This is a genomic window from Rhizobium sp. RU20A, from assembly GCF_900155885.1.
In the GTDB taxonomy this organism is placed as follows: domain Bacteria; phylum Pseudomonadota; class Alphaproteobacteria; order Rhizobiales; family Rhizobiaceae; genus RU20A.
The window spans coordinates 168,378-191,495 of sequence record NZ_FTMB01000007.1; the positions used below are offsets into that span (position 1 = coordinate 168,378).

18 protein-coding genes are annotated in these 23,118 nt (G+C 64.5%); 10 read left to right on the forward strand and 8 right to left on the reverse strand.

Annotation, left to right across the window (positions count from 1 at the left end; genetic code table 11):
- The first annotated feature begins 112 nt into the window (after positions 1-112).
- The 7 genes from F3H41_RS16635 to F3H41_RS16665 all read left to right on the forward strand — a co-directional run bounded on the left by F3H41_RS16635 (position 113) and on the right by F3H41_RS16665 (position 10,855).
- On the forward strand, positions 113-2,800 hold the full coding sequence (locus F3H41_RS16635) for a LuxR C-terminal-related transcriptional regulator (RefSeq protein WP_149739801.1): 2,688 nt from the start codon (positions 113-115) through the stop codon (positions 2,798-2,800).
- A gap of 113 nt (positions 2,801-2,913) precedes the next feature.
- A complete protein-coding gene (locus F3H41_RS16640; protein ID WP_149739802.1) occupies positions 2,914-4,602 on the forward strand; it encodes a hydantoinase B/oxoprolinase family protein in 1,689 nt (562 codons plus the stop codon).
- Complete coding sequence (locus F3H41_RS16645) at positions 4,599-6,674, forward strand: hydantoinase/oxoprolinase family protein (protein WP_149739803.1); 2,076 nt, start codon at positions 4,599-4,601, stop codon at positions 6,672-6,674. Before F3H41_RS16640 ends, F3H41_RS16645 begins: the two co-directional genes overlap by 4 nt.
- Before the next feature lies 1 nt (position 6,675).
- A complete protein-coding gene (locus F3H41_RS16650; protein WP_149739804.1) occupies positions 6,676-7,764 on the forward strand; it encodes an ABC transporter ATP-binding protein in 1,089 nt (362 codons plus the stop codon).
- Positions 7,765-7,793: 29 nt separating this feature from the next.
- The gene (locus tag F3H41_RS16655) at positions 7,794-8,978 is read left to right on the forward strand and encodes an extracellular solute-binding protein (protein ID WP_149739805.1); all 1,185 of its coding nucleotides are present in this window, start codon (positions 7,794-7,796) and stop codon (positions 8,976-8,978) included.
- 228 nt (positions 8,979-9,206) lie between these two features.
- Positions 9,207-10,064: an ABC transporter permease gene (locus tag F3H41_RS16660; protein ID WP_149739806.1), complete on the forward strand. Its 858-nt coding sequence runs from the start codon at positions 9,207-9,209 to the stop codon at positions 10,062-10,064.
- Positions 10,061-10,855, forward strand: a complete 795-nt coding sequence (locus F3H41_RS16665; protein ID WP_149739807.1) for an ABC transporter permease — start codon at positions 10,061-10,063, stop codon at positions 10,853-10,855. The genes F3H41_RS16660 and F3H41_RS16665 overlap by 4 nt, the downstream gene beginning before the upstream one ends.
- Before the next feature lie 43 nt (positions 10,856-10,898).
- Here the strand turns inward: F3H41_RS16665 and F3H41_RS16670 are convergent, their stop codons facing one another.
- The 4 genes from F3H41_RS16670 to F3H41_RS16685 are packed head-to-tail and all read right to left on the reverse strand — an operon-like array spanning position 10,899 to position 15,668.
- Positions 10,899-12,044: an FAD-dependent oxidoreductase gene (locus F3H41_RS16670; RefSeq protein ID WP_149739808.1), complete on the reverse strand. Its 1,146-nt coding sequence runs from the start codon at positions 12,042-12,044 to the stop codon at positions 10,899-10,901.
- Complete coding sequence (locus F3H41_RS16675) at positions 12,037-12,708, reverse strand: ATP-binding cassette domain-containing protein (RefSeq protein ID WP_149739809.1); 672 nt, start codon at positions 12,706-12,708, stop codon at positions 12,037-12,039. The genes F3H41_RS16670 and F3H41_RS16675 overlap by 8 nt, the downstream gene beginning before the upstream one ends.
- A gap of 3 nt (positions 12,709-12,711) precedes the next feature.
- Positions 12,712-14,421: an ABC transporter permease subunit gene (locus tag F3H41_RS16680; RefSeq protein WP_149739810.1), complete on the reverse strand. Its 1,710-nt coding sequence runs from the start codon at positions 14,419-14,421 to the stop codon at positions 12,712-12,714.
- Positions 14,422-14,438: 17 nt separating this feature from the next.
- Positions 14,439-15,668 carry an ABC transporter substrate-binding protein gene (locus tag F3H41_RS16685; RefSeq protein WP_149739811.1) on the reverse strand — a complete coding sequence of 410 codons (1,230 nt, stop codon included), beginning with the start codon at positions 15,666-15,668 and terminating at the stop codon, positions 14,439-14,441.
- Between F3H41_RS16685 and F3H41_RS21610 the strand changes: the two genes are divergently transcribed.
- Positions 15,658-15,990 carry a hypothetical protein gene (locus tag F3H41_RS21610; RefSeq protein ID WP_244616244.1) on the forward strand — a complete coding sequence of 111 codons (333 nt, stop codon included), beginning with the start codon at positions 15,658-15,660 and terminating at the stop codon, positions 15,988-15,990. The genes F3H41_RS16685 and F3H41_RS21610 overlap by 11 nt on opposite strands.
- 116 nt (positions 15,991-16,106) lie before the next feature.
- On the opposite strand, the gene F3H41_RS16695 is transcribed toward F3H41_RS21610, so the two are convergent.
- The gene (locus F3H41_RS16695) at positions 16,107-16,853 is read right to left on the reverse strand and encodes a TVP38/TMEM64 family protein (protein ID WP_149739813.1); all 747 of its coding nucleotides are present in this window, start codon (positions 16,851-16,853) and stop codon (positions 16,107-16,109) included.
- A gap of 229 nt (positions 16,854-17,082) precedes the next feature.
- Between F3H41_RS16695 and F3H41_RS16700 the strand changes: the two genes are divergently transcribed.
- Entirely contained in the window at positions 17,083-17,691 is a 609-nt protein-coding gene (locus F3H41_RS16700; protein WP_149739814.1) for a sigma-70 family RNA polymerase sigma factor, read from the forward strand.
- A gap of 38 nt (positions 17,692-17,729) precedes the next feature.
- On the opposite strand, the gene F3H41_RS16705 is transcribed toward F3H41_RS16700, so the two are convergent.
- Both F3H41_RS16705 and F3H41_RS16710 read right to left on the reverse strand, forming a co-directional pair.
- On the reverse strand, positions 17,730-18,347 hold the full coding sequence (locus F3H41_RS16705; RefSeq protein ID WP_149739815.1) for a CDP-alcohol phosphatidyltransferase family protein: 618 nt from the start codon (positions 18,345-18,347) through the stop codon (positions 17,730-17,732).
- Positions 18,344-19,855, reverse strand: coding sequence for an FAD-dependent oxidoreductase (locus tag F3H41_RS16710; RefSeq protein WP_149739816.1), 1,512 nt, complete (start codon positions 19,853-19,855; stop codon positions 18,344-18,346). The genes F3H41_RS16705 and F3H41_RS16710 overlap by 4 nt, the downstream gene beginning before the upstream one ends.
- 309 nt (positions 19,856-20,164) lie before the next feature.
- Between F3H41_RS16710 and F3H41_RS16715 the strand changes: the two genes are divergently transcribed.
- Positions 20,165-22,033, forward strand: coding sequence for a DUF6538 domain-containing protein (locus F3H41_RS16715; protein WP_149739817.1), 1,869 nt, complete (start codon positions 20,165-20,167; stop codon positions 22,031-22,033).
- Positions 22,034-22,102: 69 nt separating this feature from the next.
- On the opposite strand, the gene F3H41_RS16720 is transcribed toward F3H41_RS16715, so the two are convergent.
- Positions 22,103-22,972, reverse strand: coding sequence for a DUF3037 domain-containing protein (locus F3H41_RS16720; RefSeq protein ID WP_244616248.1), 870 nt, complete (start codon positions 22,970-22,972; stop codon positions 22,103-22,105).
- Between the last annotated feature and the right edge of the window lie 146 nt (positions 22,973-23,118).

Sequence of the window (23,118 nt, forward strand, 5' to 3'; positions counted from 1 at the left end):
GTTGGAGCACATATCTGATGGAATGCGATCGGTGCTCCAGGCAGTTCTGTTTGAATCATAATCTGGTCGATCCTCGTTTCATTCCGGTCCGATTATGCTCTAAGACATCCCCATGCACACGTCGCACCGCAAGCAGATCCGGTTCAGGCCGCCGCTCGATGAGGGAAAGATCGCGCGGCGTGCATTGCTGGAGACCTTGTCACAGACGCGACTGCGGCGCCTGAACCTCATCGTCGCGCCGGCCGGCTACGGCAAGACCTCGCTTGCGGCGCAGTGGTACGCGCATCTGGCGCAAGCGGGGCTGACGGTGCTGTGGGTCTCGCTCGATCCCGATGACAATGACCAGACGGGATTTCTTCTGGCGCTGATCGAAATGCTTGACGCGGTGACGACGGACGCGGCGGTGGAGTCCGATCGCGGATCTCTGTCGGTCGCCACGATGCTTGCCGTTCTTGTGACCCGGCTGGAGCGCCTGCCCGGCCCTGTCGCTCTCTTCATCGACGATTACCACCTCGCGCAGACCGATGCGAACGAGAGTGTGCTGGCGCGGCTTCTGGCCCGGCCCGAGCTTTCGCATATCAAATTCATCATCGTTTCGCGCAGTGCGCCGCATCTGCCACGGTCCGCTCTCAGACTTGTCGATGAATTCCGGCAGATCGGGGTCGCCGAGCTCGCCTTTTCCGATGGGGAGGCTGAGGCGCTGTTTGCGGGCAGCGGGGCGCGGCTCAACGGCGAGGACCTCATCGAACTCAACCGCCGCGCCGAAGGCTGGGCCGTGGCGCTGCAGATGATGCGGCTTCTGGTCGAGGACGATGGCGCCGATGGCAGGTCCATTCTCGAAGCTTTCGACGGTCATAACGAGGACATGGGCCGCTACCTCGCCGAACAGGCCTTTTCCGGCCTGCCCGAAGCGCTGCGCCGCCTGCTCATGGAAACCGCCTGCCTGCCGGCCATCAGCCGGGATCTTGTCGCCGCCGTTTGCGACTTTGACACGGCAGACGCCTTCGGCATGCTGCGCGATTCCGCGCTGCCCTTCGCCGTACTGGATCGTGACGGCCACTGGATGCGCTGCCATCCCGTGTTCAATGCCTATCTGCGCGAGGCGGCGGAACAGGCCGGGCGGCCGGCGCGCGAGCGGCTGGTTCGGGCCGCGCGCTGGTTCGAAAAGGAGGGCGATCTTCTTTCCGCCGTGGACCATGCCTTCCTTGCCGGCGCCGCCGCGCTGGCCGCCGAGATCATTGAGGCCGGCGGCGGCTGGCAGCGGGTCTACATGACGAAGCGTGGCGGGCCGGGCCTGTTTCGCCGGCTGGCAGACATGGCCGAAGAGGTCGATCTGCAGCGCTACCCGCTGACGACCCTCGGCCTTGCGGTCGTCAGCGCCAAGACCGGCCAGTTGGATGCGGCCGATCACTATATGGCACTGGCACGCAAGACGCCTGATGTCGGGAATGAAGGGGTGGCCCAGGCGCTGCGCGTGATCGGTGTTCTCCTGGCGCTTTACACCGACCGCTGGGTGAGCGCCGCCGAACTTGCCGCGCTGGAGGCCGATCTCCTGCGGGAGGGCGGGTTGACGCTCGTGCATCGCGGTCTGTCGCTCAACATGCTCTCCTACAATTTCCTGATCCGCTCCGACCTCGAGCGTGCCCAGCATTACGGGCGGCTCGCCATGCAGACCTTTCGCGACGGTGGGGCGGAATTCGGGGCAATCCACCTTTACCTTCATGTCGGGCAGGCCGCATATTTCGACGGCGACGTGATCTCCGCACAGGAGTGTTATGACGCCCTCGCTGACGAGGCCGTGCGGCTCATGGGCCGGGGAAGCGACCTCGACGCCATGGCGAATGTTCTCAAGGCAGAGCTGCTGACCGCAAGGGGGAATATTCCGGCCGCGGAGGCGCTGCTGAACTGGGCCCTGCCCCATGTGGAACGCCACGATGCCTGGCATGATCTCCTGGCGGCCGGCTTTACCGCCCAACAGCGCATGCTGCGGCTAAAAGGCGACATCATCGCTGCCCATGAGGCCATGGATCGTGCCCGCGCCGTCGCGCGCCGCCGGGGGTTCGACCGCCTGACGCGATTAATCGATGCCGAACGGGCAGGCCTGCTGCTTGTCACTGGTGACCTTGAGGAGGCGGTGCGGTTTGCGGAAGCCAACGGGCTGGGGGCGCGGTTTGCCGGCGACGGACCAGCCAACGATCTTTCGATCCGCCTGCGGGGGGGTGTCCCGGCGCTCCTGTGGACGCGTATCCACCTTGAGACCGGCGATCTCCTGAAATCACGCGCGACCTTCACCCGGCTGATCACCCAGCAGAGGCAGAAGCCCCATGCGGTCCGTGCTATGGAACTTGATCTCGTCGATATCCGCCTCTCGCTGGCGGAGGGGCGGAGCGTGGCGGCGGCGGAGAGGCTCTGCGACCTGCTGCTGACGCAACCGCTGGCCGATTACCGTGCCCTGGTGACGCTGGAGGGCCAGGCTTTCATCGCAGGCTTGACAGCGCTGGCGCGCGATCACGATCTGCCGGACCTGATCCGCAAACGGCTGGACCTGGTGCTTGCCGATACCCTGGATGGCAGCGGCGCTGCGGGTACCGGTGCCCCGTCAGCCAGCGCACTGACGGATCGCGAAGAGGCGGTCATGCGCCTTCTCAGCGAAGGGCTCGCCAACAAGGAGATCGGCCGCCGGCTGTCGCTGAGCGACAACACGGTGAAGTTTCACCTGCGCAACATCTTCGCCAAGCTGAAAGTCACAACCCGCACCGCGGCGGTCAGCGCGGCGCGCCAGTCCGGCATCCTTGCCTGAGGAGAGACCTACCCGATCGGGTAGGTCATGGGACGCCCCATCCCACCCATCTGGTCAGCTTCACCCCCCACCGATCTCGCCGCATAGTGCCCCTATAAAAAGAGGGGTAATGCATGCTGTCCGGTACCCGCACCGTCGATCCCGTCACGCAGGAGATCATTGAAGGCAAGCTGATGGCGACCGTCGATGAGATGGGTCTCGTCATGGCGCGTACCAGCATGAGCCCGGTCATCTACGAAATTCTCGACTTTGCCTGCGGCCTGCTGACGGCAGAGGGCGAGCTCGTGGCGCAGATGAACGGCATCACGCTGTTTACCGGCACCTTCGGTTTTCAGGTCCGCGCGCTGATCGACCGCTTCGGGCCGCGCCTCGTCGAGGGCGACATACTCCTGTCCAACGATCCTTATGCCGGCGGCACGCATTCGTGCGACTTCGCGATCGTCAAGCCGATCTTCGTTAACGGACGGATCGTCGCTTATGCCATCAACGTGGCCCACTATCTCGATGTCGGCGGCTCCGTTCCGGGCAGCCTCGCGCCGAACGCGACCTCCGTCTTTCAGGAAGGGCTGCGGCTGGCGGGCGTGAGGGTCGTCAGGGCCGGCGCCTTTGACGACGACATCCTGCATATCATCGCCGAAAACGTCCGCATGCCGGAGATCGCGCTGGGCGACCTCAATGCGCAGATCGCCACCGTCCGCGTCGCGGACCGGCGCGTCGGCGAGCTTGCGGCGAAATACGGGGCGCAAACGGTTCTGGCGGCCTTCGCGAACTTGCTCGACGCCAGCGAAAAGCAGGCCCGCGCGGCCATCGCTGCCCTGCCCGACGGGCGATATGAAGCCAGCGACATCATCGACGGCGACGGGGTGAGCGACGATCCGATCGCCATCCAGGTGGCCGTCACCATCGAGGGCGACCGGCTGGTCGCCGACTTCACCGGCTGCCCGCCCACGGTCGCCGGGCCGATCAACTGCGCGCGCGGCGCACTGCAATCGGCCGTCAAGACGATCGTCAAGGCGCTTGTCGGCCCACAGGCGCCCTCCAACGAAGGCTGGTTCCGGCCGCTGACGGTGATCTGCCCACCCGGCACGATCTTCACCGCCGAAAAGCCCTCGCCGACCGGCTGGTATTACGAAGGCTCGGTGCATGCCTCCGAACTCATGTGGAAAGCGCTGGCGCCGCTGAAGCCGGAGCGCTTTTCGGCCGGCTCCTATTCCAGCCTCTGCGTGGTCTATATCGCCGGCAAGGATGCGCATGGCGAACCCTTCATTCACATCGAGCCGCAGCATGGCGGCTGGGGCGCGACCCCGACGCAGGATGGCGCGGGCGCGATCATCGCGTTGACGGATGGCGACACTTATAATTATTCCGTCGAGGTGATCGAGGCGCGCTTTCCGCTGCGCGTGCGCCGCTACGGCTTCAATGTGGAGGGTGGCGTCGGGGCCGGCCGGCGGCGTGGCGGCTATGGCGTCCTTCGCGAATACGAAATCCTTGGCGCGGACACCACGGCCTATGGCAGTTTCGGCCGCACGAAGGTCGCCCCCTGGGGCATGGATGGCGGCAGCGAAGGTACGGTCAACGTGCTGGAAATCGCCCGCGCCGGCGGAGCGGTCGAACGTCATGGCCGGATCGCGCATCTCGATCTCGTGAGCGGCGATGTCGTGCGCATCGTCAGCGGCGGCGGCGGTGGCTGGGGCGACCCGAAGCAGCGCGAGCCGGCACGCATTGCCGAGGATATTCGCAACGGGTTCCTGACGGAGGCCCGCGCCAGGGAGGTTTACGGCACAGCAGGAGACGCCGCATGATCAGACTCGCAACCGATGTCGGCGGCACTTTTACCGATCTTGTCGGCTATGACGAACGCAATGGCGCGCTCTTTACCGCCAAAAGCCTGACGACGGTCCACGACCAGTCGGAAGGCGTGCTGAACGCCATCGCCGCCTCGGAAGCGGCCGATGGCCTCGCCACGCGCAATGTGACCTTCTTCGCCCATGGCGGGACCACGGTCATCAATGCGATCACCGAGCGCAAGGGCGTTCGCACCGCCCTTATCACCACGGCCGGCTTCCGCGACGTCTTGGAGATCGGTCGCGGCAACCGGCCGGACCTCTACAATCTGCAATTCCACAGCCCCGAACCCTTCGTGCCGCGCCGTCTGCGCTTCGAGGTGCGCGAGCGCCTGACTGCGGCCGGCGAGGTGGTCACCCCGCTTCACGAAGAGGATGTCGCCGCCATCATCGCCGCTTGCAAGGCCGAGAAGATCGAGGCCGTCGCCATTCTCTTCCTGCATGCCTATGCCAATCCCGCCCATGAAGAGCGCTGCGCCCGGCTGGTCGCCGAAGCGCTGCCGGAGGCGACCGTCTGCGCCAGCCATGAGGTCTCGCGGCAATGGCGGGAATATGAGCGGTCCAACACGGTCGTCCTCAATGCCTATGTGCAGCCGATCATCCGCCGCTACTTCGAGCGGTTGGAGGCGGCGCTGGCCCGGCGTGATCTGACCTGCCCCTATTACGCCATGCAGTCGAATGGCGGCATCTCCACCTTCGATCAGGCGACCGCCAGCCCGCTGACACTGGTCGAATCCGGCCCGGCCGGCGGCGTGGCGGGCGCGGCGCGCATCGGTCTTGCCCTCGGCGAGGGCGAAGTGCTGCATCTCGATGTCGGCGGCACGACGGCGAAATGCTCGCTGATCCACGACGGCCGGCCGACGCTCAACGTCGAATACAAGCTGGAACACTCCCGCATCGCGCCGGGCTATCCGGTTCAGGTCCCGGTCGTGGATATCGTGGAGATCGGTTCGGGCGGCGGGTCGATCGCCTGGATGGACGAGCGCGGCGCGCTGCGCGTCGGTCCGCAGAGCGCCGGCTCAACGCCGGGCCCCGCGTGCTACGGCCGCGGCGGTACGCAGCCGACGATCACCGATGCGCTGCTGACGCTCGGCATCTTCGATCCGAAGAGCTTTGCTGGCGGCTCCATGCAGCTCGACAAAGAAAAGGCCGCCGCCGCCATCCGCACGGTCGGCGACCGTCTCGGGATGAGCGTCGAGGATGCCGCCCTCGCCATCGTCGAAATCGCCCATGCCAGCATGATCAACGCGCTGAAGCTCGTGACCGTGCAGCGCGGCCACGATCCGCGCGACGCCGTCTTCGTCATCAGCGGCGGCGCGGGGCCGGCGCTTGCCGCCCGGCTCGGGCGCGAACTCTCGGTCAAGGCGACCATCGTTCCCCCGCATTCCGGCATCTTCTCCGCCTGGGGCATGCTGGCTGCCGAGCCGCGTGCCGACTTCCGCGCCACCTGGTTTTCCGCCCTCTCGCCTACCGCCCTCCCCGAGGCGCAGCGCCGTTTTGCGACCCTCGGACGGCAGGCCGTCGCCTATTTCGGCAAGGGCGATGCGGCGCCGATCCGCCTGACCCATCGGCTGGAAGCGCGCTATCGCGGGCAGGAACACGGGGTCGTGGCCGATTTCGAACCGGCCGATACGGTCGAGACCTTCTCGGAACGGTTCCATGCCGCCCACGAGAAGGCCTACACCTTCCGCCTGCCCTCCGCCGCCATCGAGATCACGACGCTGCATCTCGAAGCCGTTCTGAACGGCCCTGTCATTACGCTGCCGGCGCTCGACCGGGATGGAAAGTCCCTCGAAGCCGCACAAAAGGGCCAGCGCACCGTCTATTTCGGGTCACAGATCGGCTGGCGCGACTGCCCGGTCTATGAGCGCGACCGTCTGCCGCTCGAGGAGGAAATAGCCGGCCCCGCCCTTGTCGAAGAACCGACCACGACGAGCCTCGTCCAGATCGGACAGACCATGACGGTGACAGCCGAAGGCATCATGGTTCTGCGCGATACGCCCGCCGCCACCGGACAGGAGGGCCGCTGACATGGCGATCGCCATCGACATCAAAGGCGTCACGCGCATGTTCGGGCCCGTCGCCGGTCTTGGCGGCATCGATCTTTCCATCGCCGCCGGCGAATTTTTCACGCTGCTCGGCTCGTCCGGGTGCGGCAAGAGCACGCTGTTGAAGCTCATCGGCGGCTTTGACCGGCCCACCACGGGCGATATCGCCTTTGACGGCAAGAGCGTGCTCGACGTGCCCGCCAACCGCCGTCCCGTCAACACGGTCTTCCAGAACCTTGCCCTGTTTCCGCATATGACGGTGGCCGAGAATATCGGCTATGGCCTCAAACTGCGTGGCCTCAGCGGTGCGGTTCTCACGAAGAAGGTCGAGGATGCCCTCGATCTCGTCGAACTCGGCGGCTTCGGCCCGCGAAAGATCGGCATGATGTCCGGCGGCCAGCGCCAGCGCGTTGCGCTTGCCCGTGCGCTCGTGATGGAGCCAGGCATCCTGCTCCTCGACGAGCCGTTGACCGGTCTTGACGAACGGCTGCGCCAGCAGATGCGCGACGAATTCGGTCGACTGCACAAACGGACCGGCACGACCTTCATTCTCGTCACGCACAACCAGGACGAGGCCTTGAGCCTTTCGGACCGCATGGCCGTGATGCATCGCGGGCGGATCGAACAGGTCGATGCACCCGCCCGCTTCTTCGAGCGGCCTGCCAATGCCTTCGTTGCCCGCTTCATCGGTATCGAAACGCTGCTGAAGCCCGAGCGGATCGAAACGGCGGCGGCGGGTTCCCTCGCCATCGTCGCCGGCCAGCCGGTTCCGCTCGCCGGCATCGTTCCGGCCGGCGGCGCTGACCTCGTGGTCGCCCTTCGTCCGGACCGGCTCTCCGTCAGCGTGCCCGACGGGCCGGGGGATCTGACGCTGACGCTGCGGGACGTGACCTTCCGCGGCCTGACCACGGATCTCAGGCTCGGCTTCGCCGACGGGCAGGAGGTCGTGCTTTCCGTGCCGAGCGACGCACCGGCTGCCCGAAGTGCCGTGGGCAGCACCGTATCGCTCGCGCTGGCCGAGGGCGCGGCCATGGCAATTCCGAATTCGACCATACCGACCGCGGTCGCATAACGCGGCGGATCAAAAAGGGGAATGAAACCATGCAACGACAGCAGACATCGAACCCTCTCTCCAGCAATGCAAGCCGCCGCGACATGCTCAAGCTCATGGGGCTTGGCGGGGTGGGGCTTGGCGGCGCGGCACTCGGCCTCGGAAGCCTCGGCTTCGGCGGCCGGGCCATGGCACAGGAGATGTCCGTCGCCTTCTGGGCGACGGCGACGCTCGACATCGCCGACAAGTGGCAGACATTCGCCGAACTGACGGGCGTCACGCCCGAGTTCACCGACAACGGCAATGATATCGGCCCGGTCGTTGCGCGTCTGGCCGCCGGCAATGCCAACGATCTTTTCGACGTCGGCGGCTTCCAGGGCGGCGCGGAAAAGGAACTGGCCCGGCAGGGTCACATCGCCGCCTGGGACCTTTCCAAGATCCCGAACTATGCCAGCGTCTGGCAGTGGGCGAAGGACATTCCCTATTTGCAGCTCGACGGCAAACAGATCGGCATTCCCACCGTCGTGAATGCCGACTCCATCATCTACCGCCCCGACAAGCTCGGCAAGGTCGACAGCTACGGCGTCATCTTCGATCCCAAGCTCAAGGGCCGCGTCGCCATGGAGGATGCGTGGATCAACAGCGCGATCTTCACGGCCATGTATCTGAAGGAAGCCGAGAACCAGCCGATCAAGGATCCCGGCAACCTCAGCGAGTCCGAACTCGGCCTCGTCATGGAATTCCTCATCAAGCACAAGACGGACGGCCAGTTCCGCACCTTCTGGAACGGCTGGGAACAGGGCGTGCAGCTCGTTGCCAACGAAGAAGTGGACGCCATGACCGGCTGGGAGCCGATCGTCTATGAGGGCCGCAAGCGCGGGCTTCAGGTCGAATACGCCGCCCCTGTGGAAGGCTATGAGGGCTGGGGCAACAATACGGTGCTCCTGAAGGGCGCGGTCGATCGCGGCACGTCCGATGCGGCCCACGCTTTCGTCAACGGGCTGCTCGGCGGCTTCTACGGCTGCGAACTGGGCGCCACGCGCGGCTACATGGTCCCGACCGACAAGAACCTCGAATACGCCAAGGCCCATCCCGACGAATACAAGGCGGACGAGGTCGAAAAGCTCGCAAGTCACGTGCAGGCCAAGTTTGCCGGCAAGGTGTACTGGCAGAACACCCGGCCGGACAATTTCCAGCTCTATGAGGAATGGTGGCAGAAGCTGCGCAATGCCTGAATGAACGACAGCGGGCGGCGGTTTCCGTCGCCCGCCAAGCCACCTAGTGGTCTGATTTTGACATTTGCTACCGTCCGCGGCGCCCTTGAGAGCAAATGTCAAAATCTCAAAAGACCACTAGCAACTATTTGATTCTAGTGGAATTTTTGAATTTGACATTTGATCCGCGAGTTCGCTGCAGTTGGGTATCAAATGTCAAATTCATTCCACTAGCACGGGACACCTGCCATGCCCTTCCGACGAACGCTCCTCATCGCGCCCCCACTTGCCGTCGTCGCCCTCATCGGCGTCGTTCCGCTGGCGCTGGTCGTTCTCTGGAGCTTCTGGACCTGGGATCCCGCCACATACTGGATCAAGCCGGATCTAAGCCTTGCCGGCTATGCCGGCATCCTGGACGCCGGCCGCTGGACGGTGATCCTCTCGACGCTGGCCAAATCCTTCGGGGCTGCGCTCCTGTGTGTGCTGCTCGCCTACCCCCTGTCCTATGCCATTCACGTCATGGCCGGACCGCGCGTCCAGATGCTGCTCCTGGCGCTGATGACGATCCCCTTCTTCACCTCCTACCTCATCCGCTCCTTTTCCTGGCGGCTGGTGCTGGGGCGGACCGGTGTCATCAATGAAACGCTGCAGGCGCTGCACATCACCAGCGCGCCGCTCGACTGGCTGCTCTTCAGCAATTTCGCCGTCTTCATCGGCTTCATCGCCTCCTACCTGCCCTTTGCCGTCTTTCCGCTGCTGCTCTCCATGCGGCGTATCCCGCCGGAACTGATGGCGGCGGCGCGCGATCTCGGCGCCGGCTTCTGGCGTGCCTTCTTCACCATCCTCGTGCCGCTCACCTATGCGGGCCTCTTTGCCGGCTTTCTCTTCGTCTTCGTGATGGTGGCAGGCTCCTCGACCGAGGTGCAGATGCTGGGCGGCGCCGGCGCGTCGATCGTCTCGGTCATGATCAACGACGTGATGCGCGTGGCCAACTATCCGCTCGCCTTCGCCATTTCGGTGGTCATGCTCATCACGATCTTCTGCATGGTGCTGATCGGAAATGCCTTCTTCAAGCTGTCCGGCCTCTTCGGGGAGGATGCGGAATGATGGTCAATGAAGGTCTTTTCAACCGCCTCTTCATCTGGACGCTTGCGATCCTCGCGCTTCTGGTGATCTACGCGCCGCCGCTCTATCTCGTCGCCATCTCCTTCAACGCCTCGCTGCAGCCGGGCGTGCCCGGTTTTTCGGACCTGACGCTGCGCTGGTATGCGGCGCTGCCCCATGAAACCGCCTTGATCAAGGCGCTCTGGCAATCGCTCATCATCGCCTTTTTCACGGCAATCCTGGCAACGCTGCTCTCGCTTCTGGCAGCGCTGTCCTACTTCGAGCTGAAGCGGGCGCGCAGCGTCTGGTTCCTCGCCATGGTGCTGCCGATGTTCGTGCCCGGCGTCATCCAGGGGCTGGCGCTGTCGGCAATCTTCACGCAGTCGGGCGTGAAGAGTTCGGCCATGACCGTTATCGCGGGGCATCTGCTCTGGGCCATGCCCTTTGCGTTCATCGTCATCCTCACGAGCTTTTCGGCGGTCAAATCGTCCTATCTGATGGCGGCCGACGACCTCGGCGCCAGCCGCTGGCGGCAGTTTCGCGACATCACCCTGCCGCTGATCCGGCCGGGCCTGACAAGCGCCTTCATTTTCGCCTTTCTGCTGTCGCTCAACGAATTCACCCGCGCCTTTTATCTGTCCGGCCGACAGAACACCCTGCCCGTCGTGCTCTTCGGCAAGATGAATTCCGGCGCCTCACCGGTGATCTACGCCATTTCCGGCGCGATTTTCCTGCTCTCCGTGCTGATCGTCGTCGGTGTGCTGCAGAAGGTCGGGCGCGCCAGAGCACAGTGAACGGCGGCGGCGATCGCGATGCGTGTTGCGGGCGCTCAGGCTCTCATCGCTGCTTGTTTCCCGCCGATCCGCTCAACTGCCCGTCCGGATCCTGATACAGCCGGACAAACCGGCTGTCGTTCCAGTGCTTCCACCTGGCGACCCAGCGTCCCGAGGCGGCCAGGCACCACTTGTCGGCGATGGCCCGTCCGTTGGCCAGCGCGATCAATGCCAGCCATTGGCGTTGGGGCCGAAAGGGACGCGGATCTTCTCCGGCGAGGCAGCGGCGGAGGTTGTCGGCCAGCACCGGCCCCTGCCGTACGGCGAAGACGCCGGCCTTGGGGCGTGGATCGGGCAGGCTGGCGACGTCACCGGCGGCGAAAACATCGGGATGGGAGACCGACCGCAAGGCCTGGTCGACGCGGATGAAACCGCCCGCATCGAGCGCAAGACCCGTCCCGCCAAGCCAGGCCGGTGCCCCGCTCGAGGTCGTCCAGACCACGTCGTCGACGGACAAGGTCCGCCCGTCGCGGGCAAGCAGCGTTCCGGCGTCGAAGCCGATGACGTCAAAACCTTGATGATGGGCTATGCCGGCGCGCGCCAGTTCCCGCCGCACCATCGCGCGGGCAAGGCGGCTGCGCTCGGCAATGACCGCGTCGGCGCGCCCGACCAGCAGCATGTCGACCCGGCCTGCGCCGAAGCGCCTTTGCAGGGCAAAGGCCATCTCCACCCCGGCGACGCCCTGACCGACGACGGCCAGCCGGAGCCGTCCCGTGCTTTGCGCGACGCGCGCATCGAGGTGTGCGAGGCGCTGCGTGAAGCTGGCGATCGGCTTGACCGAAAGTCCGCCCGACACATCGGCGGGCAGCTGCGGCGTGGAGCCGATATCGATCGACAGCAGGCAATAGTCGAGAACCTGCCCGTCCGCGAGGCTGACCTGGCGCCTGTCCGGATCGATCCCGCCGGCGGAGGTGGCCAGGAAGGTGACGTTGCAGCGGGCGCACAGGGCATCGAGATCGATATGGAAATCCGCAAAACCATACCGGCCGCTCACATAGCCGGGCAGCATGCCGGAATAGGGCGCGTGTCGCGCGGGTGAGATGAGGATGATCTTGCGGCCGACAGGACCGCGCCCGAGGCGCCTGACAACCTCGACATGCGCGTGACCGCCGCCGACGAGAAGGATCGGCATGTCCGTCGCCTCAGCCATTCCCGCCTCCGTCCGTCACGATGCGATGCACGGCATCGCCGGCCGCCTCGGCATCGGCATCGTCATGGGTGACCAGGATGACGGGCAGCCGGGCGGCCCGGGCCCTTCCGAAAACCAGGCTGCGCATCTGCACGCGCAACGCCATGTCCAGTTTGGAAAATGGCTCGTCGAGCAGCAGCACGCGGGGTCGCGAGACCAGCACGCGGGCCAGCGCAACACGCGCCTTCTGTCCACCCGACAGTGTAGCCGGATCGCGATCGTCGAACCCGGCAAGATCCATGTCGGCGAGAATGTCGGCCGCCATGCGCCGACGCTCGCGCCGGTCCCCAATATCGGGCGGGATGGCGAAGGCCACATTGGCACCGACCGACATATGCGGGAACAGCAAGGGATCCTGAAACAGAATGCCGGCCCGCCTTTCGGCCGGTGGCAGCGCGAGCAGGTCGACACCGGCGGCACAAACCCCTCCCCGCGCGGTGAAGGCCGGATCGAGGAAGCCGCCGATGAAGGAGAGCAAGGTCGACTTGCCGGAGCCGGAGGGGCCCATGACGGTCAGCACCTCGCCCGGAGCGATGCTGTGCGAGATCGCGATCAGCCTCCGGTCCCCAAGTCTGATATCGACCGCCTCTAGGGTCAGCCCTGCGGCTTCGTTGTCGTCAAGCATCGATCAGAGCCCCATGTCGCGCCGGTTGCGGTGAAGGAAGGCCGGCAGCAGCGCAGCAAAGGTGAACGCGAGGAAGGGCAGCAGCGTCTGCACCATCGCATAGACGCCGATCACCCGCCGGTTGTTTCCCGAAGCAAGGGCGACGGCCTCGGTGGTGATCGTCTCGATGCGCCCCTCCCCGATCAGCAGCGTCGGCAGATATTGACCAAGCGAGACGGCAAAGCCAACGGCGGCCGCCGTCATGATGGGGCGCAGCAGCATCGGCAGCCGGATCGACAAAAGGACCATGAGGCGCGTCCTTCCCAGCGCCGTGGCGATGGTCTCGTAGCGCCGGTCGAGCGCCCGCCACGGCTCTGCAAGGGAGAGATAGACATAGGGCAGGACGAAGACCAGATGCACCATGACGAGGGCAAGGAAGCGGTTCTGGCTGCCGCTGCCGATGACCAGCAGTTGCAGTCCGAAGACGAAGGTGATCTGCGGCACGATGAGCGGCAGGTAGAGAAGCAGCAGGCTTCGCTCGCCGCCGCTTCGCCCCGTTGCCGTTTCGCGCTCGAGGCAGCCGATCGACAGCAGGACGGCTGCCAGCGTCGAGATGAGACCGATGGCGAGTGTTGTCAGCAGGGGATCACGGATGCGCGGCAGGGCGCTCATCCAGCTCCGAAGGGTCAGGGACTGCGGCAGGAGATCGGGAAACTGCCACAGACCGGCCACCGACCAGAGGGCCAGAAGGCCGATGCCGGCAAAGAAGGTACCGCCGATGGCGCCAACCGAGATCAGGGAGAGGATGCTGAGGGCGCCGTCGTGCGCGAACCGGAACCCGCCGTCCCGGCAGAACCGCAGCAGGCGCCCGCCCGCTCGTTCCGCTCCCCTCCAAAGGATGAGAACGGACAGCGTCACCGTAAGTTGCAGCACCGCGCCTGCCGAGGCCAGGAACCGCGCCGAAAGGTCGGGATCGTTCATCCACTGCACCAGCCGTGTCGCCAGCGTGCCGGGAAGATTGGGGCCGAGGATCAGGGCGACATCCACCACCGCGGTCGAATAGGCGATGACGGCGTAGACGGCAAAGCGGATCTGCCGGTAGAGCGCCGGCCAGAGCAGATAGACAAAGCCCGCGATGGGGCCGTAGCCGAAGGATGCCGCAAGGCGGCGGGCGGAGGCGAGGTCGACCTGCGGCAGGGCGGCGAGCGTCACCAGGAACAGAAACGGGGTTTCCTTGATGACAAGGCCGGCGATCATCGAGAGACCCAGGGGATCGTTGAGGATGAGGATATCCGGCGGACGGTCGATGCCCGACAGCGGCGCGACAAGGCGGATCAGATAGCCGGATGGGGCGATCAGGAAGGTCAGCCCGAAGGCTGCCGCCGCATGTGGCACGGCAAGCAGCGGGGAGAGCAGATGCTGGAGGCGGGCCATGACGGGCGTTCCGGCAAAACCCGCGACGAACACGAGCGTCAGGCCGAGCGAAAGGGCCGTGGCCACGAGCCCGGTCACGAAACTCAGCAGGATCGCCGCGGCAAGACCCGGCGTCGCGAAGAGGGCGCGGAAAATCTCGAGGCCGAAGGTGGTGCCGCCCAGCGCCGGCAGGTAGCCGAAGGCGGGCAGCACCGTTCCCAGCAGGCCGAAGGCGATGGGCAGCAGCAGGAAGGCCAAGGTCAGGACAACGGCCACCCTCGCAAGGATCGCGACGGCGTCCTGCCCGGCTGCGCGGTTCATCCGCCTGCCCGCCATGGTCAATTGCCGCTGGCGTAGCGCCGGCGCCATTCGGCCTCGATCCGCTCCATCCAGCTTGCATGCGGCTCGGCAATCACCGGACCGAGCTTGTCCGGGGTGAGGGTCGCGACGCCGAGATCAAGGGCCGCGAAAGCCGCACGATCGGCTTGCGGCAGCTTCGACATGGCAAGGACGGTCGGATCCCCCCAATGGGCCGGGTCCTGCTTGCGCAGCTGGGCTTCCGGCGACAGGAGGAAATTGGCCGTCAGCAGCGCCCCTTCCCTGGCATTGGCATTGTAGGGGATTGCCACGAAATGCGTGTTTCCGAGCGTGCCACCCGAAAAGGTGAAGGACCGGACGGTGTCGGGAAGCTCGCCCGCCCTGATCCCCGCCGATGCCTCAGCCGGATTGAAGGCGAAGATGATGTCGAGTTCGCCGTCGGCGAGCTTCTGCTTCATGTCCGGATAGTTCTGCGGGAAGGCCTTGCCAGAGCGCCAGGCAACGGCATGCAACTGGTCGAGATAGGCAAACAACGGCTCGACGTCGCGCTCGAAGCGTTGTTCATCGACAGGCCTTGCGAGCCTTGCGGGATCGTCGATCACCTCGCTGAGGACCTGCTTGAGGAAGGACGAACCGACAAAATCCGGCGGGGCGGGATAGGAGAACCGACCGGGATGCGCCTTCGCCCAGTCAAGAAGCTGCACGGCATTGTCCGGCAGGGATGCCGCATCCGTGCGCGCGCTGTCGTAGAAGAAGACCATCTTTGCCCCGCCCCACGGGCTCTCCAGCCCTTCGGTCGGTTCGGTGAAGTCGGTGAGAATGGTCGGTTGGTTCTCGACGTCGACATAGCGCCAATTGGGAAGCGACGTCGCCCAGCCGGGCGTCATCAGCAGGCCCTGCTGCTTCATCGAGACGAAGTTCTCGCCATTGATCCAGATGAGATCGACGGAGCCGCCCGCATTCTTGCCGGCGGCCTTCTCGGCGATGACCTTCGCCACGGCGCTGGCCGTATCGTCGAGCTTCACCTGCACCACCGTGACCCCGTAGCGGGCCTGCATTTCGCCGCCCACCCATTCGAGATAGGCGTTGATGTTTTCCGATCCGCCCCAGGCGTTGAAGTAGACCGTCTGGCCGGAGGCGGCCTTCTCGATCGCCGGCCAGTCCTTCGGCACGGCATCCGCCGCTATCGCCTGAAGGCCGGATATTCCGGCGATGAGCCCTGCTGCCAGGATGGCTTTCATGAAACGCATGCTGTTTCGTCTCCCGTGTTCGGAGCGGAGCGAGCCACTGCCCGGCGCCCGTATTCCTGTGATCGACCGTCCCGGATGCTCAGCTTCTGCCCGTCGACCGCGATCGGCGCTGCGCAAGGGCGGCCTCGATTTCGGCGCTCATCTCTTGATCTTCCGGCGATACCGTCATCCGCGTCAGGTCGCGCGTCCTTTTCATCTGTTCGACGAAATTGCGGCAGCGGCGGCACATGGCGAGGTGCAATTCCATGCGGAACCGTTGCCATGGTCCGAGTTCACCGTCGATCAGACGGCTGGCGCGCGCTGCGACTTCCCGGCACTTTAACATCGGATCAATCCTTTTTCTGGACCTCTGTGACAGGACTGCTTCCGGCACGATCCGTTACAGCGTGGTGCGCTTTTTGCTGCGGATTCGAGATGGGGCGGGGTGGTGGCATGCGGTCAAACGTCACTCCCGCGCTGGCGGACCTGCCGGACAATGGTCGGGATCAGGGCCACGATGGCGAGCGCAAAGAATGCGAGCGTGATCTGCGGCGTCACCAGATCCGACAGATGTGCCTCGCGTCCGGCGGCCCGGGCGGCGACCAGCACGCTGTCCACGCCCTGACCGAGATAGGCATAGGCGAATGTGCCGGGCAAGATCCCGAAAAAGGTGGCAGCGACGAAGCGGCCGAGGCTGATGTCGAAGAGCGCGGCGGCGATATTGACCACGAAGAAGGGGAAGACGGGCGCGAGGCGAATGACGAAGAGATAGCCGAAGGCATTTTTGCGGAAGCCCTCGGCAAGCGATTTCACTTTCCCGTCGACCCTCTGGCGCAGGAAACTGCCGAACGCGGAGCGGGTCGCCAGGAACAGGATGGACGCCCCGACGGTCGCCGCAACGGCGACGAGCGCGCCGCCCAGCAGCCAGCCGAACAGGAAGCCCCCGAAGATCGTCAGCACGGAGGCGGCCGGAAACGAGAAGGCGACGGCAAGGATGTAGACCCCGACGAACACGGCAGCGGACCAGACCCTGTTGGCATCCACCATTGCCCTCAGCGACTGTCTTTGCTCGGCGAGATAGCCGAGACTGAGATAGTCCTGCAGGCCGAGGGCGTAACCCAGCGCAAGGCCCAGCACGACGATCCCGACAGGGGCGAACCGCACAAGACGCGCGCGCGAAGAGGCGGTCTTGCCGGACGTGGGCATGCTGCTGTTTTCGTCAGACATCGTTGGGGAACCCGTCATGGACAGAGAAACTGGCGGCGGCCCTTTGGAGATGTCGCGCGCGTTCGGCCTTTGCAGGGGATTTCCAGCGCGCCCTCAGCGCGCCGCTTGCGCCGGTTTCAGGGTCACGATGGCTTGAACCGCTGAAATCGCGCTGGACTTCCGCCAGGATTGTTCCGTTGATACCGCGCGAACACCGATCGGAGGGGCTGTGGGCAGAGCGGAACGGGATGAGCAGGCTCTGCTGCAGCGTCTGGTCGAAGGGGATCGGACAGCCTTCGAGCAGCTGTTTCGACGCCACAATGCCGGCATGATCCGCTTTGCGAGAGCGATCGTCCGCAACCGTGCCGCGGCCGAAGACGTGGTCCAGGACACCTGGATTTCGGTGATCAGCCGGATCGAGCTCTTCGAGGCACGAAGCTCTCTGGCGAGCTGGATCCACGCCATCCTCGTCAACAATGCCCGCAGCCGGGCCAAGCGCGACGGTCGCATCGTCTTCTTCGACGATGCGGGCGATGGCGACGGCCTTGCCGAGGCCTTCGACGGGCGCGGACGCTGGCGCCAGATGCCCGACCTGTGGGACGCGTTGACGCCGGATCGACATGTCGAGGGACGCAGCATCCTTCAGCACGTCGAGGCGGCGATGGAGGCGCTGCCAGTGGCGCAGCGCGCGGTGCTGATCCTGCGCGCTCACCAGGACCTCGACCCCAGGGAGGTCTGCGCGCTTCTCGACATCAGCGAAGGCAACATGCGCGTGCTTCTGCATAGGGCCCGTGTGACCGTGCGCAACGCGCTCGATCGGCTCGCCACGGATGTTTGAACCGGCGCGGTTCGGAAGGGGTGCGATGCTCTGCCGCGTCATCGCTCACCCCCGGAAAAGGCGATCCATCCCTGCCGCCAGCGGATGAGCGTGGTGACGGCGCAGAGCGCTGCGAATCCGTAGGCGATCACCGGAAACTGCGCCGGAAACAGGCACATGGCGACGAAGACGGCGATGGTCTCGAAGCCTTCCGCCAGGCCCCCGGCGTAATAGATGCCTTTGGTCGGAAAATCGGCGGCCTTGCTGCCCCGTTTTGCCGCAACGGCGGAGAAGGCGAGAAAGGAAGAGCCCGTCCCGACGAAAGACACGATCAGCACCGCGGCAGGCAGCGCGTGGGTTTCGGGTGCCTGGAGCGCAAAACCGAGCGGGATGAGCGCGTAGAAAACCATGTCGAAGGCGATGTCGAGATAGGCACCGCGATCCGTCGGCCCCGCGATCCGCGCGACAGCGCCGTCAAGACCGTCGAAAAGGCGATTGAGGAGGATGAGGATAAGTGCGGCCGGCCATTGCCCGAGGCACAGGGCGATGAAGGCACAAAGGCCGGCGACGAACCCCGTCAGGCTGATCATGTCTGCCCGGACGCCGCGATCGGCCAGGAACCGGGCGAGCGGCTGGAGGAGGACGCGTTGCAGCGGCAGGAGGCGCGCATCGATCATCCGCGTCTCCAGGTCTGGAAGCGTTCGAGCAGCGACAGGAGGACGGCATTGATGTGGTTGCGCCGCCACTGGCCGGCAACCATCTTGTTGGCTTCGGCAAGCGTTGGATAGATGTGGATCGTGCCGAGCACCTTGCCGAGGCCATGCCCGTGCTTCATGGCGAAGACGAATTCGGCCAGCAGGTCGGCCGCATGCTCGCCGACAATCGTCGCACCGAGGATCCTGTCCTTGCCAGGCACGGTCAGCACCTTGACGAAGCCCCGGTCGGCCCCGTCGGCGATCGCCCGGTCGAGATCATCGATCCCGTAGCGCGTCACCTCGTGGGGAATGTTCTTCTGCCGGGCCTCGGCCTCCGAAAGGCCGACACGGGCCACTTCCGGATCGGTGAACGTGGCCCAGGGAATGAGCGAATAATCGACCTTGAAGCGCTTGAGATCGCCGAAGAGGGCATTGATGGTGGCAAACCAGGCCTGATGTGCCGCCACATGGGTAAACTGGTAGGGACCGGCCACGTCACCGGCGGCCAGGATGTTCGGGTGCAGCGTCTGCAGATACGCATTGGTCTCGACCACGCGATCGACCTTGATGCCCAGCTCCTCCAGCCCGAAGCCCTTGAGGCGCGGCGCGCGCCCGACGGCCGCGATCATGTCGTCAAAGGCAATCCGCCGCCTCTCGCCGGCATGATCGACATCGATCCACTTTTCGCCGGCCTCGACCCCGCAGGCCACCGCCTTGTGATCCGTCAGGACCGTGACACCGTCGGCCTTCAGCGAAGCCTCGACCAGGCGCGCCGCATCCTCGTCTTCGCGCATCATCAGGCGCGGCGCCATCTCGATCTGGGTGACCTCGGAGCCGAGCCGGGCAAAGGCCTGCGCCAGTTCGCAGCCGATCGGCCCGCCGCCCAGCACCACCAGCCGCCGCGGCGCCTGCGCCCGGTCGCGCAATCGCTCCCACATCGTATCGGAGGTGAGATAGCCGACCGCCTCGATGCCGGGGATCGGCGGCACGACGGGTTGCGCGCCGGTCGCGATGATGATCGCGCGCGTGGTCAGGCGCAGGCTTGCCCCGTCGTTCAGGGCAATTTCCACCGTCCACGGGTCGATCAGCTTCGCATAGCCTTGAAGGACGTCGACCCCCAGCGCCCTGTAACGCTCGACGCTGTCATGCGGCGCGATGTCGGCGATCACCCGGTGTACCCGCTCCATCACGGCGGAGAACGGCACGGTGGGCTCGACCGGCTCCAGGCCGTATCGATCGGCATGGCGCATCTGGTGGACGATCCTGGCGCTCTTGATCAGCGCCTTGGACGGCACGCAACCGAAATTCAGGCAGTCGCCCCCCATCGCGTTCGCCTCGACCAGCGTCACCTTCGCCTTGGCCGCCGCCGCGATATAGGCCGACACCAAACCGGCCGATCCGCCACCGATGACGATCAGATTCCGGTCGAACCGCTTCGGCCGCGTCCAGTCACGGCTGACCGCTGCGGGCTCCTGATCGGTCGATGCCATGCGGGCTCCTTCCCATACTCCGCCCCATGCGGCCGTATGCATATAGTACGATCGAATACCCGATCCGTTACACGTGGAGAGAAAAATAGTCGCCAGGGACCTTTTGCCGGCGACGATCGTCCCGTTGCTCCCCGCGCATGCCATCACGCAGAGACAGCGTGGAGATTGTGAGACGATGGCTGGGGCGCCAGGAACATAATCCAAACTTATTCAAGCCCTTGAAACGCCACAACCTATTGCCATAAAATAGCTTTCTGGTCTAGAGGTGTTCCGGTTTACTGTTCCGGTAAGCTGTTCCGGGAGCCTCTCATGACACGACGATCCAACCTCATTCGACGCGAAGGCGGCACCTACTATGCCCGCATCTACATCCCGGCCGACCTTCGCGACCACTTCCCGAGCGAGGACAAGAAAATCTCGCTGCGGACGAAGGACGAGGCGACCGCGAAGCGCCGACTGAACGCCGAGCTTCAGAAATGGGACGCGACGTTTGAGGACATGCTGGCCCGGCGCCATCTGACCAATCGGGACAAGGCCGTCGCCGTCTGGGAGCATTACGAAGCGAAGCTCCAGGAGGACGCCGAACGACGGCGCGCGATGCCGACCGATGCAGATTTCGAGCGCGAAGCTGCCCGGGTCTGGCAACGCATCGACAACGGCGAAATCCGCTCGGACGACATGGTCAGCATGATCAACGGATATGCCGATCTTGAGCTCCTGAAGCGAGCCCGGCAGGATGACGCAAATCTCCGCTCCCGTCGTCTGGCAGCGTTGCGCCGCGACCTGGCGAACGGGCGGTTCGTGTTGATCAAGGAGGCTGTCCGCGGTTTTATCCGACGCCATCGCCTCTTGGTCGAGGACGACTCTGCGCCCTTCCGGGAGCTCGAGGAGCTCCTGATGCGAGCGGACATTCAGGTTCTTGAACGCACGCTGGAACGGGACGTCGGCGATTATTCCGGTCGCCCGACGGACCCGATCGTCAAGCCTGCCTTCGCTGCGCCGCGCGAAACGGCAGCGCCGGGCCAATCCATCATGGAGCTCTTCGACGTCTACGCCCGCGAGAACCCGCGCCGCATTACCCTCGATACTCTTGCTCAGGCCCGGCGGGATGTCGGGCTCTTCGTCGACCATGTCGGAACCACCTACCCCGCCTCAAAAATCGACAAGCGCGCCGTACGCGAGTGGAAAGCGCTGCTCATGGAGTATCCGGTCAAGGCGGCAGAGACCAAGGCGTTTGTGGGCATGAAGATCGCCCAGATCGTCAAGCACAATGCGGAGGTCGGCAAACCGGTGATCACGCCACGCACCGTGAACCGCCACCTGGCCAGCCTTGGCGCCTTTTGCAGCTGGCTCGTCGCGCACGGCTACGTTGACGCCAATCCGACCGAAGGCATGGCGCTCGCCAAGGACAAGCGCAAGAAGGTGTTTCCCTTCAACACCGACCAGCTCAATCTTCTCTTCCGGTCTCCGCTGTTCACGGGCTGCGAAGGCGATGAGGCACCGCGCTTCTGGCACAAGCCGGGATCGATCAGGATCCGGGATCACCGCTACTGGGTGCCGTTGATCATGCTCTACTCCGGGGCCCGGCCTGCCGAAGTCGCCCAGCTCATGCTGTCAGACATCCGGCAGATGGAAGAGATCTGGTTCATGGACATCACCGAAACCGATGATGACGATGACACTGCCGAGGAGCGGAAAACGCTGAAGACCGCCAGTTCCCGACGACAGGTGCCAATCCATCGTGAACTCATCCGGCTCGGCCTTCTCGACTACATCGCAGACATCAAAGCCGCGGGACACACGCGCCTCTTCCCGCTGGCTGTACGTAACGTGCGGGGTCAGATGATGGCCGACTTCAGCCGCGCCTTCGGGCGGTATCTTGAAAAAATCGGCATCAAAGATGGAAAGGGACTGTCGCTCTATTCCTTTCGCCACGGGGCCTTCGACGCTTTGCGCCGCGCCGGCTACCTCGATGACGACTTCAACTTCATCTTCGGCCATGGAAACGGCAGCCGGGTGACGCGCGGCTACGGCGTCTTAAGCCAGGGGATGCTCGACAAGCGCGCGGAGCTGGTGAACGCGATCGCCTATCCGGGGTTGGATCTGGAGCACCTGGTTGGGGTCGCGACAGTCGATGACAAGCGTGGCACGCCGGCGAAAAGCAAGGCGCCGGCTTGAGGATTTCAGCAATAAGGTCTTGCGCTCACTCTACTGTCCCCGCCACGGAGCCCGCATTCAGCGCCACATTTAAACCAAGAGTGGGGCGGGCGCTCGGCCGGTAGGCGTCCCTTCGGCCACCTTGATCAGTTCGTCCTCATTCTGCACATCGATCACGCGGATCTTGTGGTCCTGAAAGAGTTTCACGGCCTGGCGGAAGGCCTGTCTGGGCTTACCGTTATCAGTTGGCCCCTCGACCGCCATAACGACGTCGGGCGGTAGCCTGTCTTTCAAGCGCTGGATCGTGAACAACCACTTATTGCCGTGATCGAGGATGCGGGTCGGTTCGTCCTGCCCGAGAAAGATCGGCTTGAGAACTTTGAGCGGCTTCTCGCCAACGACTTCCACAAAGGGAAATTTGGCCGAGTAGAGCCCGTCGCTGAACGACATGGGCTTAAAGTTCTGGCCGAGATCGCGCATCTTCAGCAGACCCCGAACATGCTTCTCCAGGAGGCCCTCACGATAAACGGCGCCCGCGAAATTGCGCCGTACGTAATAGTCGAAGAGGTCCTGAAGCTTTGTCGTCGGGCTGTCGGTCATCGCGAAACGAACATCGCTGAACCGGATCATGCCCTCGCGGTCCTTGGTGAGGGCATGGAATAGATGCTCCGCATTGTCGCGCAATTCGAACTCGAACCGCCCCTGCCCGTCGCCCTTATGCCCAGCGAGATCACGGATCCGCGTCAACTCGGTGTTGTAGCTTCTCAGCACACCACGGACCATTCTCGCGTCCATGCTGTCGAAAAATTTCGTCAGGCGGGCAAGACGCTTGGTTTCGATCCGGAAATCTAGATAGCCCAGACGCGGTGCGACTAGGACGATTCCGACATTGGCGAATTCTTCCGTTTCAACATGAGGCTGGAAGCGGATAATCGCATAGCTCACCGCATGCTTTTTCATCTTCAAATATTAAAATCCAAACCTTAATCTTACGACACTCGAAAATTTCACCATGATCGTATAAACGAACTTTCGGGGTATCGCGAGTCAAATACTGCACCACGCTAACATACGCGTGTCGGTTTGGCAGCGTGTAATCCGCCTTC

Coding starts and splice junctions, on each gene's coding strand:
- F3H41_RS16635 (WP_149739801.1), top strand. CDS start 113: ATGCACACGTCGCACCGCAAGCAGATCCGGTTCAGGCCGCCGCTCGAT.
- F3H41_RS16640 (WP_149739802.1), top strand. CDS start 2,914: ATGCTGTCCGGTACCCGCACCGTCGATCCCGTCACGCAGGAGATCATT.
- F3H41_RS16645 (WP_149739803.1), top strand. CDS start 4,599: ATGATCAGACTCGCAACCGATGTCGGCGGCACTTTTACCGATCTTGTC.
- F3H41_RS16650 (WP_149739804.1), top strand. CDS start 6,676: ATGGCGATCGCCATCGACATCAAAGGCGTCACGCGCATGTTCGGGCCC.
- F3H41_RS16655 (WP_149739805.1), top strand. CDS start 7,794: ATGCAACGACAGCAGACATCGAACCCTCTCTCCAGCAATGCAAGCCGC.
- F3H41_RS16660 (WP_149739806.1), top strand. CDS start 9,207: ATGCCCTTCCGACGAACGCTCCTCATCGCGCCCCCACTTGCCGTCGTC.
- F3H41_RS16665 (WP_149739807.1), top strand. CDS start 10,061: ATGATGGTCAATGAAGGTCTTTTCAACCGCCTCTTCATCTGGACGCTT.
- F3H41_RS16670 (WP_149739808.1), bottom strand. CDS start 12,044: ATGGCTGAGGCGACGGACATGCCGATCCTTCTCGTCGGCGGCGGTCAC.
- F3H41_RS16675 (WP_149739809.1), bottom strand. CDS start 12,708: ATGCTTGACGACAACGAAGCCGCAGGGCTGACCCTAGAGGCGGTCGAT.
- F3H41_RS16680 (WP_149739810.1), bottom strand. CDS start 14,421: ATGAACCGCGCAGCCGGGCAGGACGCCGTCGCGATCCTTGCGAGGGTG.
- F3H41_RS21610 (WP_244616244.1), top strand. CDS start 15,658: ATGAAACGCATGCTGTTTCGTCTCCCGTGTTCGGAGCGGAGCGAGCCA.
- F3H41_RS16685 (WP_149739811.1), bottom strand. CDS start 15,668: ATGCGTTTCATGAAAGCCATCCTGGCAGCAGGGCTCATCGCCGGAATA.
- F3H41_RS16695 (WP_149739813.1), bottom strand. CDS start 16,853: ATGCCCACGTCCGGCAAGACCGCCTCTTCGCGCGCGCGTCTTGTGCGG.
- F3H41_RS16705 (WP_149739815.1), bottom strand. CDS start 18,347: ATGATCGATGCGCGCCTCCTGCCGCTGCAACGCGTCCTCCTCCAGCCG.
- F3H41_RS16710 (WP_149739816.1), bottom strand. CDS start 19,855: ATGGCATCGACCGATCAGGAGCCCGCAGCGGTCAGCCGTGACTGGACG.
- F3H41_RS16715 (WP_149739817.1), top strand. CDS start 20,165: ATGACACGACGATCCAACCTCATTCGACGCGAAGGCGGCACCTACTAT.
- F3H41_RS16720 (WP_244616248.1), bottom strand. CDS start 22,972: ATGAAAAAGCATGCGGTGAGCTATGCGATTATCCGCTTCCAGCCTCAT.